This window comes from Rathayibacter sp. AC451 (assembly GCF_979253095.1).
Genome location: NZ_CEEDBD010000001.1, coordinates 361,876 through 376,501 on the forward strand (window position 1 = coordinate 361,876; position 14,626 = coordinate 376,501).

The window sequence follows — 14,626 nt, forward strand, 5'->3', positions numbered from 1 at the left end:
CACACGATCACCCCACTGAAAGGACCCACTCGTGGACTCAGTCACCGTTCTCGCCGAACTCACCGGCAACATCGCGACGGTCGGTTACGGCCTCGCAGCGATCGGCCCCGGCATCGGTGTCGGCATCGTCGCGGGCAAGACCGTCGAGGCCATGGCGCGCCAGCCCGAGATGGCCGGCCGCCTCCAGACCACGATGTTCCTCGGCATCGCGTTCACCGAGGTGCTCGCCCTCATCGGCCTCGCCACCTACTTCATCTTCGCGGCGTAGTCGTGTTCAGCACCGCTGTGAACATCGCTGCGGAAGAAGGTGACGTCCCCGAGGTCATTCTGATCCCGGAGTTCTACGACTTCTTCTGGTCGGGGGTGATCTTCCTCATCCTCCTGTTCTTCTTCTGGAAGCTGGTTCTGCCGCGCATCCAGAAGATGCTCGACGCGCGGTCCGCCGCCATCGAGGGGAACATCGCCAAGGCCGACGAGGCTCAGCGACAGGCGGAAGCCGCTCTCGAGAAGTACACCGCTCAGCTCGCGGAAGCGCGTGCCGAGGCCGGAGTCATCCGCGAGAAGGCCAATGCCGACGGCAACGCGATCGTGGCGGCGAAGAAGGAGCAGGCTCAGGCCGAGGCCGAGCGCATCCTGCACAACGCGCACGCCCAGATCGAGGCCGACCGCCAGTCGGCCGTCGTCGCCCTGCGCTCCGAAGTCGGAACCCTCGCCATCGATCTCGCCTCCGGCGTGATCGGCGAGAGCCTCAACGACGACGCGAAGGCGTCCGCCATCGTGGACCGCTTCCTCGCCGACCTCGAGGCCTCGGAGAAGGCGAACAGCTGATGGGGAGCGCGTCACGACAGGCTCTGGCCGCCGCGAAGGCGGAGCTCTCCGCCTTCAACGGCCATGTGTCGCTCGAGGCGGCTCAGCAGCTCTTCGAAGCGGCCCGGGTCATCGACTCGCAGGCGCAGCTTCGCTCGGCCCTCTCGGACCCGAGCGTCGAGGCGGCGAGCAAGCGTGCCCTCGTGGCCCGCGTGTTCGCCCCCTTCGACGTCGCTGCCAAGCGCCTGCTCACCGTCATCGCCGGACACCGCTGGTCGAGCCCGAGCGACCTCGTCGCCGGGATCGAGGAGGTGGGGGTCCGTGCGATCGCCTCCTCCGCACCCGAGGGCGTCTCGATCGAGCGCGAGCTGCAGATGTTCGGCGCGGTCGTCTCGTCCGACGCCGGACTCGAGCTGGCACTCGGCAGCAAGCTCGCCGCCGCCGACTCGAAGGTGTCGCTCATCCAGCGGCTCCTCGAGGGCAAGGCGTCGGCCGAGACGCTGGCGATCCTCCGGCAGCTGATCGCGCACCCGCGCGGTCGCCGCGTGCCGGAGCTCGTCCGCTTCGCCGCCGGCGTGGTCGCCGACCAGGGCGGTTTCACCATCGCCACGGTCTCGGTCGCCTCGCCGCTCGCCCCGCACCAGCTCGACCGGCTGCGGACCGCCCTCTCGCGGCAGTACGACCGTCCGGTCTCCGTCAACATGCTCGTCGACCCCTCCCTCCTGGGCGGGATGAGGCTGCAGGTCGGCGACGAGGTCATCGACGGGACCGTGTCCGCACGGCTCTCCGACCTGAAGCTCCAGCTCGCGTCCTGACGGGCGCACGTATCCTCAGGGGGCGGCTCGCGCCACTCCCGCTCCCCGCACCATCCAGGTCAGGCCCCGACGACCTCTTCGGCTCGCACGGACCCAACGAATAGGAATTCCCATGGCAGATATCACCATCAGCCCGGATGAGATCCGCGACGCGCTGAAGGACTTCGTCTCGTCGTACGAGCCGGGCAAGGCCTCCACGACCGAGGTCGGCTACGTCATCGACGCCGCCGACGGCATCGCCCACGTCGAGGGACTCCCCGGCGTCATGGCCAACGAGCTCATCCGCTTCTCGAACGGCGTCCTGGGCCTCGCCCAGAACCTCGACGAGAACGAGATCGGCGTCGTCGTCCTCGGCGAGTTCTCCGGCATCGAGGAGGGCATGGAGGTCACCCGCACCGGCGAGGTCCTCTCCGTCCCCGTCGGCGACGGCTACCTCGGCCGCGTGGTCGACCCGCTCGGCAACCCGATCGACGGACTCGGCGAGATCGCCTCCGAGGGCCGCCGCGCTCTCGAGCTCCAGGCTCCCGGCGTCATGTCGCGCAAGTCGGTCCACGAGCCGCTGCAGACCGGCATCAAGGCCATCGACGCGATGATCCCCGTCGGCCGCGGTCAGCGTCAGCTGATCATCGGCGACCGCCAGACCGGCAAGACGGCCATCGCGATCGACACGATCATCAACCAGAAGGCCAACTGGGAGTCGGGCGACACCGACAAGCAGGTCCGCTGCATCTACGTCGCCATCGGCCAGAAGGGCTCGACCATCGCCTCGGTGAAGGGCGCGCTCGAGGACGCCGGAGCCATGGAGTACACGACGATCGTCGCGTCCCCGGCCTCCGACCCCGCCGGCTTCAAGTACCTCGCCCCCTACACCGGCTCGGCCATCGGCCAGCACTGGATGTACGGCGGCAAGCACGTCCTGATCATCTTCGACGACCTGTCGAAGCAGGCCGAGGCGTACCGCGCCGTGTCGCTCCTCCTGCGCCGCCCGCCGGGGCGCGAGGCGTACCCGGGTGACGTCTTCTACCTGCACTCCCGTCTGCTGGAGCGCTGCGCGAAGCTGTCCGACGAGCTCGGCGCCGGATCGATGACGGGCCTCCCGATCATCGAGACCAAGGCGAACGACGTCTCGGCGTACATCCCGACCAACGTGATCTCGATCACCGACGGCCAGATCTTCCTGCAGTCCGACCTCTTCAACGCGAACCAGCGTCCCGCGGTCGACGTGGGCATCTCGGTCTCGCGAGTCGGCGGTGACGCTCAGGTCAAGTCGATCAAGAAGGTCTCGGGAACGCTCAAGCTCGAGCTCGCCCAGTACCGCTCGCTCGAGGCCTTCGCGATGTTCGCGTCCGACCTCGACGCGGCGTCCCGTCGTCAGCTCGCCCGCGGTGCACGCCTGACCGAGCTGCTCAAGCAGCCGCAGTACTCGCCGTACCCCGTGGAGGAGCAGGTCGTCTCGATCTGGGCCGGCACGAACGGCAAGCTCGACGAGGTGCCCGTCCCCGACGTGCTGCGCTTCGAGCGCGAGCTGCTCGACTACCTGGGCCGCAACACGCAGGTCCTCTCCACGCTGCGCGACACCAACGTGCTCTCGGACGACGTCGTCGCCGAGCTGTCACGTGCCGTCGACGGCTTCAAGCTCGAGTTCCAGACCGGTGAGGGCAAGCCCCTCGCCTCGGTCGGGCGCGAAGAGCACCAGGCGATCTCGGCCGACGAGGTCGGCCAGGAGAAGATCGTCAAGGTCCGTCGCTAACAGCGGCACCCCGGCGATTCGTCACACAAGGACTACAGGAGACACATGGGAGCGCAACTTCGGGTCTACCGGTCGAAGATCCGTTCGGCCCAGACGACCAAGAAGATCACTCGGGCCATGGAGCTGATCTCGGCCTCGCGCATCCAGAAGGCGCAGAACCGCGTCGCCGCCGCGGCTCCGTACTCGAACGCGATCACGCGGGCCGTGTCGGCCGTCGCGACCTACTCGAACGTCGAGCACCCGCTCACGACCGAGCGCGAGAAGCTGGACACGGCCGCGATCGTGATCTTCACCTCCGACCGCGGACTCGCAGGAGCCTTCTCCTCGAGCGTGCTCAAGGAGGCGGAGGAGCTGGCCTCGCTGCTGCGCAGCGAGGGCAAGGAGGTCGTCTTCTATCTGGTCGGCCGCAAGGCGAACGCGTACTTCTCGTTCCGGAAGCGCCCCAGCGTGCGCGTCTGGACCGGAGGCACCGACCAGCCCGTGTTCGAGACGGCGAAGGAGATCGCCGACGCGGTCGTCGAGTCGTACAACCTCGATGACGAAGAGGGCGGCGTGGACGAGATCCACCTCGTGTACAACCGCTTCGTCAGCATGGTCACCCAGCAGCCGACGGTCGTCCGTCTGCTGCCGCTCGAGGTCGTCGAGGGCGCGGAGGACCAGAACAGCGACCTCTACCCGCTGTACGAGTTCGAGCCGGACCCCGAGACGGTCCTCGACCGCCTCCTCCCGGTCTACGTCGAGAGCCGGATCTTCAACGCGATGCTGCAGTCGGCGGCGTCGGAGCACGCAGCGCGTCAGAAGGCGATGAAGTCGGCGAGCGACAACGCCGACACGCTGATCAAGACCTACACGCGTCTCGCCAACAACGCCCGCCAGACCGAGATCACGCAGCAGATCGCGGAGATCGTCGGCGGCGCGGACGCCCTGTCGTCCGCCAAGTAGACGGCTCTCCTCCCCAGACACGAAACTCCGCGCCCCGGGTGCGGTGAGACCAAGAAGGAAGAAGCAATGACACTGACCGCACCTGAGGCGGCGACCGGGACGTCGGGCGGGGCCATCGGCCGCATCGCCCGCGTCACCGGCCCCGTCGTTGACATCGAGTTCCCCCACGACGCGATCCCCGAGGTCTACAACGCGCTCTACACGCACGTCGAGGTCGAGGGCGTCTCGAGCAAGCTGACCTTCGAGGTCGCGCAGCACCTGGGCGACGACCTCGTCCGCGCCATCTCGCTCAACCCGACCGACGGACTCGTCCGCGGTCAGGAGGTCCACGACACCGGCCTGCCGATCTCGGTCCCCGTCGGCGACGTGACCAAGGGCAAGGTCTTCAACGTCATCGGAGAGGTGCTCAACGCCGACGCCGATGGCAAGATCAACGGCGAGTCGTTCGAGATCACCGAGCGCTGGCCCATCCACCGCAAGCCGCCTGCGTTCGACCAGCTCGAGTCGAAGACGGAGCTGTTCGAGACCGGCATCAAGGTCATCGACCTCCTCACCCCGTACGTGCAGGGCGGCAAGATCGGCCTGTTCGGCGGAGCGGGCGTCGGCAAGACGGTCCTCATCCAGGAGATGATCCAGCGCGTCGCGCAGGATCACGGTGGAGTGTCGGTGTTCGCCGGTGTCGGCGAGCGCACCCGTGAGGGCAACGACCTCATCGCCGAGATGGAGGAGGCGGGCGTCTTCGACAAGACCGCCCTCGTCTTCGGCCAGATGGACGAGCCGCCGGGAACCCGCCTCCGTGTCGCCCTGTCGGCGCTCACGATGGCGGAGTACTTCCGCGACGTGCAGAAGCAGGACGTGCTGCTCTTCATCGACAACATCTTCCGCTTCACGCAGGCCGGCTCGGAGGTGTCGACCCTGCTGGGCCGCATGCCCTCCGCGGTGGGCTACCAGCCGAACCTCGCCGACGAGATGGGTGTGCTCCAGGAGCGCATCACGTCGACCCGCGGACACTCGATCACCTCGCTGCAGGCGATCTACGTCCCCGCGGACGACTACACCGACCCGGCGCCGGCAACCACGTTCGCGCACCTCGACGCCACCACCGAGCTCTCGCGCGAGATCGCGTCGAAGGGCCTGTACCCGGCCGTCGACCCGCTGACCTCGACCTCGCGGATCCTCGACCCCCGCTACCTGGGCGCCGACCACTACCGCGTGGCGACGAACGTGAAGCAGATCCTGCAGAAGAACAAGGAGCTGCAGGAGATCATCGCGATCCTCGGTGTCGACGAGCTCTCCGAGGAGGACAAGATCACGGTGTCGCGTGCGCGCCGCATCCAGCAGTTCCTCTCGCAGAACACGTACATGGCGAAGAAGTTCACCGGCGTCGAGGGATCGACCGTGCCGCTGAAGGACACCATCGAGTCGTTCGACGCGATCACCAAGGGCGAGTTCGACCACGTGGCCGAGCAGGCGTTCTTCAACGTCGGCTCGATCTCGGACGTCGAGGAGAAGTGGGTCCAGATCCAGAAGGAGAACGGCTGATCATGGCCGGGACCCTGAAGGTCAGCGTCGTCTCCGCCAACGCGGAGGTGTGGTCGGGAGAGGCGAAGCAGCTCACGGCCCGCACCGTCGAGGGCGAGATCGGAATCCTCGCCGGGCACGAGCCGCTGCTGGCGATCCTCGCCAGTGGTGAGGTCCGCGTCACCGCGGTCGACGGTTCGCGCATCACCGCGCAGGCCGATGACGGATTCCTGTCCGTCGAGAACGACGTCGTCACCGTCGTCGCCCGCGAGGCGGCGCTCGTCTGAGACACCGCCGCTCACCGCGGCACCGGAGGGGCCGGGCGATCATCACGATCGCCCGGCCCCTCCGTCGTGCGCCCAGCGGGGCGCGAGCAACCGAAGGAGCACCGTGCACGTCCTGCTGCCGCCGTCCGAGACCAAGCGCCCCGGGGGCGCTCTTGCGTTCGCCCTCGAGGCGCTCGCGTTCCCGGAGCTCTCGTCGCTCCGACGCGAGCTGCGCGACGCGCTGGTGGAGCTCTCGGCCGATCGCGAGGCGTCGGCCCGGGCTCTGAAGCTCAGCCCGCGGCAGAGCGGGGAGATCGAGCGCAACGCGGAGCTTCCCCTCGCCCCGGCGATGCCGGCGATCGACCGGTTCGACGGAGTCCTCTACGACTCGCTCGGTGCGGAGACCCTGGACGGGGCGGCGCGATCGTTCCTCGCGCGCACTGTGCTCATCCAGTCGGCTCTCTGGGGCCCGGTCGCCGCGCTGGACCCCATTCCCGCCTACCGGTTGTCGCACGACTCCCGGATCCCGGGGAAGCCGCTCAAGCGGTGGTGGGCCGGGTCGGCGGGCGCGGCGCTGTCCTCGCTCGAAGGTCTGGTGCTCGATCTCCGGAGTGAGGCCTACGCGGCCCTCGGCCCGCTGGCGAGCGGTGAGGGCCGGTTCTTCGTCCGGGTGCGCTCGCGCGGCGCCGACGGGGTGCTCCGCAACCTGAACCACTTCAACAAGTTGAGCAAAGGGCACTTCGTGCGGGCGCTCGCGGAGGACGCCGTCGAGACCGACTCGCTCTCGGAGCTCGCGGCGTGGTCGGCGGGCAGAGGATTCGAGCTCTCCCTGAACGAGTCGACGGGCGAACTGGATCTGGTGGTTCCCGAGGCCTGACTCAGCCGACCGCGCGGAAGCAGCCCCTCACGTGGTCGTCGACGATGCCGGCCGACTGCTGCAGCGCGTACATGGTGGTGGGGCCGACGAAGCGGAACCCGGCCTTCCGGAGCGCTCGGGCGAGAGCGAGCGAGGACGCCGTAGTCGTGGGGATCTGGTCGACGGAGACCGGTGCCGATGACCTGCGCTCGTCCGGGAACGACCAGACCAGACGATCGAGTGCGCCCTCGCCGTCGCGCTCGCGCAGCGCCACGACGGCCTGAGCGTTCTCGATCGTCGCGATGATCTTGGCGCGGTTGCGGATGATGCCGGTGTCGTCCATCAGCCTCTCGACGTCGTCGCCGTCCATCCGAGCCACGGCGTCCGGTTCGAAGTCGTGGAAGACCTGTCGGAACTTCGGTCTCTTGCGGAGGATCGTGATCCACGACAGACCGGCCTGGAATCCTTCGAGGCAGATCTTCTCGAAGAGCGGGCGGTCGCCGTGGAGCGGGAACCCCCACTCCTCGTCGTGGTAGCGGCGGTACTCCGGGTCCTCGCCCGACCAGGCGCAGCGGGCGAGGCCGTCCTCGCCGACGAGGACGCCGTCGGCCGTCGTCATCGGTGGGGGATCCCCTCGTGATCGAGCAGCCAGGCCTTCGTCGGCACGCCCTCGCCGCCGCTGTAGCCCGTGATGCGCCCGTCGCCCGCGAGCACGCGGTGGCAGCCGATGATGATCGGGATCGGATTGCGACCGACGGCTCCTCCGATCGGGCGCCCCGCTCGAAGCCGCCCGGTGGCGGCGCCCAGGGCCCCGTACGAGGTGATCTCCCCCCAGCCCAGACCCTGCAGCGCCCGCCAGATCTCGAGCTGGAAGACCGTGCCGCGCAGCCTCAGAGGCAGATCGAAGGTCCTGCGAGTCCCGGTGAAGTACTCGTCGAGCTGGGTCACGGCCGCGTCGAGGACGGGATCGTCCGACTCGCGGAGGTGGTCGTGGGGGAGCTCGTCGGCTTTCGCGATCGCGAGCGACACGACGGACTCGCCGTCACCGCCCACCTCGATCCTGCCGAGCGGGCTCGTCGTGCGGCGGACGAGGAGGGGGAGTCGTTCTCATGCCACGAGAGTACCGACGCGTCCCCGCCGCGACCGGCGGGAATCGGACATCGGTGCACAGGTCGGGCGGAGGGCGCGTGGGGAGGAGCCAGGGGAGTGCGGGGTGGCGGCGCACGCGGTCTTCGGAGAAGAGGGCGCAGGGGGCGGCCGGGATTCCTCCACAGGAGCGCCTTCGGCCCGGTCGTCTTCGGAGGCGGACGAGTGGGCGAGCGGCGCCGCGTGCGGGCCGCCACTGTGCAGCCATGACTCTCCACGACACGACCGCCTCCCTTCTCCACCGACGAGCCCTCGCGCAGGTGCCGCGACTCGTCGGCTTCCGTCCTCGCGAGAGCGTCGTCCTGCTGCCGGTGCGGGACGGGTCGACGACCGGAGCCCTGCGCTTCGACCTGCCCCGCGGAGACCCTGCGCCCTCGGTCGGGGCGTTCCTCGGGGCGCTCGGACGATTCGGTCGGGCCGACTCCGTCGTCGCCGTCGTCTACACCTCGAGCGCGCGCAGAGGCGGGGCAGTCGCGGCAGCGCTCCGGGGACGGGCCCGGGCGCTGTCGGTCGACGTGGTCCAGGTCCTCGACGCGGACGACGATTCGATCGACGGATCCTCCACCGGTGCGATCGGCGAGGCGCCGGAGCAGGCGCGGTCGGTCGCGGAGCACGTCGACGCACTGCTCGACCGTCATCCTCGAGCGGAGCTGCCCGCGCGTCTCCGGGGCAGTGTCGACGGGCTGCTGCGGCGGACCGCGGACGGTGGCAGCCGTCTCCCGAGACCTGCTCTGACGGCCGCGCTGATCGTCAGTGCGCAGCGTCCCGGTTGGGTCGGCCACGCCCTCTCGCTGGTCTCCCAGCCGCGTGCGGTGACGCCGCGGGCCGCGCTCCTCTCGGCCTTCACCCTCGTCGCGGCGGTGGCCGAGCTCACTCCGAGGACCGAGCGGGCAGCGGTGCTCGTCCTGCTCGCCGTCCTGCACTGGTCCACCGGCGATCCCGAGGAGGCCGCGCGCGTGGCAGGGGAGGCGGGACGGACGGATCCGCACGAGGAGAGCGCACGGCGACTGCTCGCGGCACTCGGGCGAGGCGAGCGCTCACCGTGGCTGGTCGGGCAGGAGCGCGCCGCGTGACTCCGCGGCGCGCTCGTCGCTCAGAGCCGCGACCACGCCTCCGTGAGGACGCCGCGCAGGATCTGCTCGATCTCGTCGAACTCCTTCGGGCCGACGGTGAGCGGCGGCGCGAGCTGCACCACCGGGTCGCCCCGGTCGTCCGCGCGGCAGTACAGGCCCGCGTCGAAGAGCGCCTTCGACAGGAACCCGCGGAGCAGCCGCTCGGACTCGTCCTCGTCGAAGGTCTCCTTCGTCACCTTGTCCTTCACGAGCTCGATGCCGAAGAAGTACCCGGCTCCGCGCACATCTCCGACGATCGGCAGATCGAGCAGCTTCTCGAGCGTCGAGCGGAACACGGGCGAGTTCTCGCGGACGCGCTCGTTGAGCTTCTCCTCCTCGAAGATGTCGAGGTTCTCGAGCGCGACCGCCGCCGACACCGGGTGCCCGCCGAAGGTGTAGCCGTGCGGGAACGACACCTGGCCGTGCCGGAAGGGCTCGTAGACGCGGTCGCTGACGATGGTCGCTCCGATGGGGGAGTAGCCGCTCGTCATCCCCTTCGCGCAGGTGATCATGTCGGGGACGTAGCCGTACTCGTCGCACGCGAACATGTGCCCGATCCGGCCGAAGGCGCAGATCACCTCGTCCGAGACGAGCAGGACGTCGTGGCGGTCGCAGATCTCGCGCACCCTCTGGAAGTAGCCGGGAGGGGGCGGGAAGCAGCCTCCCGAGTTCTGCACCGGCTCCAGGAACACCGCGGCGACGGTGTCCGGACCCTCGAACTCGATCATCTCCTCGATCCTGTCCGCTGCCCACACGCCGAACGCCTCGAGGTCGTCCCCGTGCTGCGGGGCCCGGTAGAAGTTCGTGTTGGGCACGCGGAATCCTCCGGGGACCAGCGGCTCGAACATCGACTTCATCGCGGGGATGCCGGTGATGGCGAGAGCTCCCTGCGGAGTGCCGTGGTAGGCGACGGAGCGCGAGATCACCTTGTGCTTGCCGGGCTTGCCCTGGAGCTTCCAGAAGTGCTTCGCGAGCTTGAAGGCCGTCTCGACGGCCTCGCCTCCTCCGGTCGAGAAGAAGACCCGGTTGAGATCGCCCGGCGCGTGGTCGGCCAGACGGTCCGCCAGCTCGATGGCGGAGGGGGTCGCGTAGGACCACAGGGGGAAGAAGGACAGCTCGGACGCCTGCTTGGCGGCGGCCTCGGCGAGGCGGCGCCGCCCGTGGCCCGCGTTGACGACGAACAGGCCGGACAGGCCGTCGAAGTACTTGCGGCCGGTGCTGTCCCAGATGTGGTGGCCCTCGCCCCGCGTGATGATGGGGACGCCGGCGCCCGAGTCCATCACGGACTGCCGGGTGAAGTGCATCCAGAGGTGGTCCTTCGCCTTCTTCTGGAGCGCGGCGTCGTCGACCCCGCTCGGTGCGTCGGTGCCGCTGACGGCGTCGCCCGACTCGAGGGCGTCGGTGGAAAAGGCTGTATCGGTCATGGCTTACCGCGTTCCCCAGTTGTAGAACTGCTTGTGGAGCTTGAGATAGACGAAGGTCTCGGTCGAGAGGACTCCCGGCAGCGAGCGGATCTCCTGGTTGAGGAGGGCGATGAGGTCGTCGTCGTTCTCGCAGACGACCTCGGCGAGGATGTCGAAGGTGCCCGCGGTGAGGACCACGTAGTCGACGGCGGGAATCGCGGCGAGGCGGTCGGCGACGTCGCGCGTGTCACCGGTGACACGGACGCCGATCATCGCCTGACGGTAGAAGCCGAGCTGCATCGGATCCGTGACGGCGACGATCTGCATCACGCCGGATTCGGTGAGCTTCTGCACCCGCTGGCGGACCGCTGCCTCGCTCAGACCGACGGCCTTGCCGATCTCGGCGTACGAGCGGCGCCCGTCGGCCTGCAGCTGCTCGATGATCGCCTTCGACACGTCGTCGAGCTGGACGGGGCGCTGTGAAGGAGGGCGGTTGGGGCTCATGCGACGATCCTGGCAGTCAAGAGGTACCGCGGCAAGTGAATCCGCACGCTCGGCCCCCGTCCGTGCACGGATTCCACCGTCGTCCGGAGAAGCAGTGCGACCCGCTCCCGAGGCGGTCGCCTCCGGCCGCGCGCTCGGCCGGGAGAGCGCTCTGCCGCCCCGTCGTCAGCAAGTAGCATCGGAGGGTCCTCCGCCGCTCGCGGGCGGTGCAGCGCAGACGAGGAGACGCGATGACGCAGATCGGCCGCGGCCGCGCCTCCGTCACCGTCCCCGTCTCGGCGTGGAGCTCCGATGCGCCGTCGGCGGAGGTGACGCTGGGCTGGGCCGCGAGGACGCACACCGGCCACGTCCGCAGCGGCAACGAGGACAGCTACCTGGCGAAGTCCCCGCTCTTCGCGGTCGCCGACGGCATGGGCGGCCACGCGGCGGGCGAGGTGGCGAGCGACGCCGTCGTCTCCCGGCTCTCGACGGCGGCGACCGGAGCGACGGTCGGCGCCGAGGAGATCGACCGGGCTCTGCGGGACGCCGTGAGCGACATCGCGCGCCAGTCGCAGTCGGCCGACCGCGGCACCGGCACGACCGTCACCGGAGCGGCGCTGACCGCCGTCGGAGGCGAGCCCTACTGGTCGGTCTTCAACATCGGCGACTCCCGGGTGTACCTGTGGGTCCAGGGGTCGCTGGTGCAGCTGACCGTCGACCACTCGGTCGTGCAGGAACTGGTCGACGCCGGGCTGATCTCGCGCGACGAGGCCGACGTGCATCCGCACAGCAACGTGATCACGAGGGCCGTCGGCTTCCACGAGGCTCCCGTCCCCGACTACCGGCTCGTGCCGGTGATCGCGCCCTCGCGACTCCTGCTCTGCTCCGACGGACTGACGAAGGAGCTGACGGACGCGGGGCTCGAGCACCTCCTCTCCTCGACCACGAGTGCGCAGGACGCGGTCGACGCTCTGATGGACGCCGCGCTCGAGAACGGCGGCCGGGACAACGTCACCGTCATCGTGGTGGACGTGCTCGACGTCACGGGCGAACCGGGCTGATCCCCGCCGTCCGGGCGGTGGGCGGCGGACGCCGGATAGCATGGAGGACGGAAAGGGCGTTCTCGGTGATCTGCAGCACGTGTGGCTCCACCCTCGCCTCGGGCGCGATCCTCTGCGGCGAGTGCGGCAGCCCGGTGGCGACGCACGCGACCCCCGGGCTCTCCAGCCCGACGTCGTCCGGCGACACGACGGTGCTCGATCCCTCGCGCCGCGCCTGGCTGCCCGGGCTCGCACCGGGGCGCCACCGCCGACCGGCACCCGGCGCGCCTCTCGCCCCTCCGGTCCAGGGCCTCGTCCGCCTGTCCTTCGGGACCGGTCATCACGCGATCGTGACGGGCACGGGACTCGTCGGACGGCAGCCGCTGCCGGATCCCGGCGAGAACGTGCGCCACATCCTCGCGATCCCCGACGAGACCCGGTCGCTGTCGAAGACGCACCTCGAGTTCGGCTTCGACGAGGGCGGGCTGTGGGTGAGGGACCGGTGGTCGGCGAACGGCACGGTGCTGGTTGCTCCGACGCAGGCACCGCTCCCGCTGGAGGCGGGGCGCCGCTACCGGGCGAAGATCGGCAGCCGGGTGCTGCTCTCCTCCGTCGAGATGGCCGTCGAGCGGGTCGACGGCTCCTCCACAGGCACCAGCCGTCCCCCGATCACCCGCTGACCTCCCACGCGCGGGCGTCCTCCGTTCTGATGGGGGGATGACCCTCCCCGATCCGCTTGGCAGCACCCCGCCCTCCGATACGGCCCTCCGCTCCGGCGCGCCCGTCCTTCCCCTGGGTCGCGGCGCTCGCCCCCGTCCTCTCGGCGGTCGTGCTGTACGCGGTCACCCGCTCGCCGATGATGCTCGCCTTCGCCGCGCTCGGCCCGGTCGTGGTGATCGCCTCCTCCCTGGACGCGGCGAGGGTCCGGCGCCGGACGGTGCGGCGGGAGGCGGAGCGGTACGACCAGGAGCTGCGGGCCTACGACGCGGCGCAGGCGGCGCGGGCCCGGGAGGAGCTCGAGGCGATGAGGGTCGCCGCTCCCGACGCCAGGGCCGTCCTGCGCGGCGGACTTCCGGCCGACGCCCGCTGGCGGCGGAGGGCGAGGGGAGTTCGAGCCGGTCCTGGGTCGGGGCACGGTGATCGCGGCGGAGGGTGGAGACGTCCGGTCGATCGCGGACGCGCCGCTCCGTGTCCCGTTCTCGGCCGGGACCGGGATCGTCGGGCCGCCCGTCGTCGCGCGGGCCGTCGCGCGGGGGCTCCTGCTCCAGGCGCTGGAGCTGGTGGCCCCTGACGAGCTCGGCATCGTCCTCCCCCCGGGGCGCGAGTGGGACTGCCTCCGGTCCGCCCCTCACGTGCGAGGGGAGACGTCCGCCGTCCAGTGGCAGGTGTGCGAGACGGGGGCCGACGCGACGCCCGCGGGAGGGGCGGGCCTGCTGGTCCTCGCGAGGTCCGCGTCCGAACTCCCTCCGTCGTGCCGCTGCGTCCTGGAGCTCGGAGGACGCGGTCCGGACCGCGTCATCGGCCGCGAGAGCGCGGGCCGCGCCGAGGAGCTGACGGTGGCCTACGTCTCGGCCGGCGAGGCGCTGCGGTTCGCGGAGGCCCTCGCCCGCTCGGCCGGTCGGGCCGGCGAGCGAGCGCTGCCGGAGTCCGTGAGCCTGTCGGACCTCGGTGCGCTCGAGCGGGTGGGCGGCGAGAAGGGGCTGCCGGTCGTCCTCGGGACGGGACCCGTGGGAGCGGTCGAGATCGATCTGGTCGCGGACGGGCCCCACGCCATCGTGGGCGGGACGACGGGGAGCGGCAAGAGCGAGCTCCTCGTCGCATGGGTCCTCGCCCTCGCGGCGCGGCACGGTCCGGCGGCGGTGACCTTCCTGCTGGCCGATTTCAAGGGCGGCGCGGGTTTCGCTCCGCTGGCGGCGCTGCCGCACGTGACCGGCGTCATCACCGATCTCGATCAGCACGGCGCCGACCGCGCCTTCGCCAGCGTCGCCGCCGAGCTGCGCCGCCGTGAGCGGCTGCTGGCGGAGCGAGGGGTTCCCGACATCGCGAGACTGCCCGTGGGAGCGCTCGCGCGGCTCGTCGTGGTCGTGGACGAGTGCGCGGTCGTCCTCGAGCGCTCGCCCGATCTGCACCGGGCCTTCGCCGACATCGCCGCCCGAGGCCGGTCGCTCGGAGTGCACCTCGTGCTGTGCACCCAGCGGCCGGTCGGCGTCGTGCGCGATGCGGTCGCCGCCAACTGCGGCCTCCGCATCGCTCTGCGTGTGCACGACGCCGCCGATTCGCGATCGCTGGTGGGCAGCGACGCCGCCGCCCGGATCCCGCACCGCACTCCGGGCCGCTGCATCGTCTCGCACGGTGGACGGAGCACTCTCGTGCAGGCGGCTCTGCCCCGCACGGACGATGCGGTCCGGGCCGCGCTGCCCGCGGATCGGGAGGTGCCGGTGCATCGTCCGTGGCTGGATCCGCTGCCCTCCCTCCTGCCGGCTCC

General features: G+C 70.4%; 15 protein-coding genes and 2 pseudogenes. 12 read left to right on the forward strand and 5 right to left on the reverse strand.

The window, feature by feature from the left end; genetic code table 11:
* The first annotated feature begins 31 nt into the window (after positions 1 to 31).
* The 8 genes from AC0CID_RS01650 to AC0CID_RS01685 all read left to right on the forward strand — a co-directional run bounded on the left by AC0CID_RS01650 (position 32) and on the right by AC0CID_RS01685 (position 6,978).
* On the forward strand, positions 32 to 268 hold the full coding sequence (locus tag AC0CID_RS01650) for an ATP synthase F0 subunit C (protein WP_055794702.1): 237 nt from the start codon (positions 32 to 34) through the stop codon (positions 266 to 268).
* A gap of 2 nt (positions 269 to 270) precedes the next feature.
* Positions 271 to 828, forward strand: a complete 558-nt coding sequence (locus AC0CID_RS01655; protein WP_251942998.1) for a F0F1 ATP synthase subunit B — start codon at positions 271 to 273, stop codon at positions 826 to 828.
* A complete protein-coding gene (locus AC0CID_RS01660) occupies positions 828 to 1,622 on the forward strand; it encodes a F0F1 ATP synthase subunit delta (RefSeq protein ID WP_465225569.1) in 795 nt (264 codons plus the stop codon). The genes AC0CID_RS01655 and AC0CID_RS01660 overlap by 1 nt, the downstream gene beginning before the upstream one ends.
* A gap of 112 nt (positions 1,623 to 1,734) precedes the next feature.
* Positions 1,735 to 3,372 carry a F0F1 ATP synthase subunit alpha gene (gene atpA, locus AC0CID_RS01665; RefSeq protein ID WP_465225570.1) on the forward strand — a complete coding sequence of 546 codons (1,638 nt, stop codon included), beginning with the start codon at positions 1,735 to 1,737 and terminating at the stop codon, positions 3,370 to 3,372.
* 45 nt (positions 3,373 to 3,417) lie between these two features.
* Positions 3,418 to 4,314, forward strand: coding sequence for a F0F1 ATP synthase subunit gamma (locus AC0CID_RS01670; protein ID WP_077223375.1), 897 nt, complete (start codon positions 3,418 to 3,420; stop codon positions 4,312 to 4,314).
* A 66-nt stretch (positions 4,315 to 4,380) separates the two neighbouring features.
* Positions 4,381 to 5,856 (forward strand): F0F1 ATP synthase subunit beta, encoded by a 1,476-nt coding sequence (atpD, locus tag AC0CID_RS01675; protein WP_055794692.1) that lies wholly within the window; start codon positions 4,381 to 4,383, stop codon positions 5,854 to 5,856.
* Positions 5,857 to 5,858: 2 nt separating this feature from the next.
* A complete protein-coding gene (locus AC0CID_RS01680; RefSeq protein WP_207402956.1) occupies positions 5,859 to 6,122 on the forward strand; it encodes a F0F1 ATP synthase subunit epsilon in 264 nt (87 codons plus the stop codon).
* Between the two features lie 103 nt (positions 6,123 to 6,225).
* Positions 6,226 to 6,978 carry a YaaA family protein gene (locus AC0CID_RS01685; protein ID WP_465225571.1) on the forward strand — a complete coding sequence of 251 codons (753 nt, stop codon included), beginning with the start codon at positions 6,226 to 6,228 and terminating at the stop codon, positions 6,976 to 6,978.
* Between the two features lies 1 nt (position 6,979).
* Here the strand turns inward: AC0CID_RS01685 and AC0CID_RS01690 are convergent, their stop codons facing one another.
* The 3 genes and pseudogenes from AC0CID_RS01690 to AC0CID_RS01700 form a co-directional block, all read right to left on the reverse strand.
* A complete protein-coding gene (locus AC0CID_RS01690) occupies positions 6,980 to 7,576 on the reverse strand; it encodes a DNA-3-methyladenine glycosylase I (RefSeq protein WP_465225572.1) in 597 nt (198 codons plus the stop codon).
* On the reverse strand, positions 7,573 to 7,857 hold the full coding sequence (locus AC0CID_RS01695; protein WP_465228026.1) for a methylated-DNA--[protein]-cysteine S-methyltransferase: 285 nt from the start codon (positions 7,855 to 7,857) through the stop codon (positions 7,573 to 7,575). The genes AC0CID_RS01690 and AC0CID_RS01695 overlap by 4 nt, the downstream gene beginning before the upstream one ends.
* Positions 7,855 to 8,022: pseudogene (locus AC0CID_RS01700) on the reverse strand (methylated-DNA--[protein]-cysteine S-methyltransferase); the annotation flags it as partial. The gene AC0CID_RS01695 and the pseudogene AC0CID_RS01700, both read right to left, overlap by 3 nt.
* Positions 8,023 to 8,309: 287 nt before the next feature.
* Here AC0CID_RS01700 and AC0CID_RS01705 point away from each other — a divergent pair.
* The gene (locus AC0CID_RS01705; RefSeq protein WP_465225573.1) at positions 8,310 to 9,176 is read left to right on the forward strand and encodes a DUF4192 family protein; all 867 of its coding nucleotides are present in this window, start codon (positions 8,310 to 8,312) and stop codon (positions 9,174 to 9,176) included.
* 20 nt (positions 9,177 to 9,196) lie between these two features.
* Here the strand turns inward: AC0CID_RS01705 and AC0CID_RS01710 are convergent, their stop codons facing one another.
* Both AC0CID_RS01710 and AC0CID_RS01715 read right to left on the reverse strand, forming a co-directional pair.
* Positions 9,197 to 10,639 (reverse strand): aspartate aminotransferase family protein, encoded by a 1,443-nt coding sequence (locus tag AC0CID_RS01710; RefSeq protein WP_465225574.1) that lies wholly within the window; start codon positions 10,637 to 10,639, stop codon positions 9,197 to 9,199.
* Between the two features lie 3 nt (positions 10,640 to 10,642).
* On the reverse strand, positions 10,643 to 11,122 hold the full coding sequence (locus AC0CID_RS01715) for an Lrp/AsnC family transcriptional regulator (protein ID WP_207402950.1): 480 nt from the start codon (positions 11,120 to 11,122) through the stop codon (positions 10,643 to 10,645).
* A gap of 230 nt (positions 11,123 to 11,352) precedes the next feature.
* On the opposite strand from AC0CID_RS01715, the gene AC0CID_RS01720 reads away from it, so the two are divergent.
* From AC0CID_RS01720 to AC0CID_RS01730, 3 genes and pseudogenes are all read left to right on the forward strand, one after another.
* Positions 11,353 to 12,162, forward strand: coding sequence for a PP2C family protein-serine/threonine phosphatase (locus tag AC0CID_RS01720; RefSeq protein ID WP_207402949.1), 810 nt, complete (start codon positions 11,353 to 11,355; stop codon positions 12,160 to 12,162).
* A gap of 65 nt (positions 12,163 to 12,227) precedes the next feature.
* The gene (locus AC0CID_RS01725; protein WP_207402948.1) at positions 12,228 to 12,821 is read left to right on the forward strand and encodes a hypothetical protein; all 594 of its coding nucleotides are present in this window, start codon (positions 12,228 to 12,230) and stop codon (positions 12,819 to 12,821) included.
* 1,047 nt (positions 12,822 to 13,868) lie between these two features.
* Positions 13,869 to 14,450, forward strand: a pseudogene (locus AC0CID_RS01730) (FtsK/SpoIIIE domain-containing protein); the annotation flags it as partial.
* Positions 14,451 to 14,626: the final 176 nt, after the last annotated feature.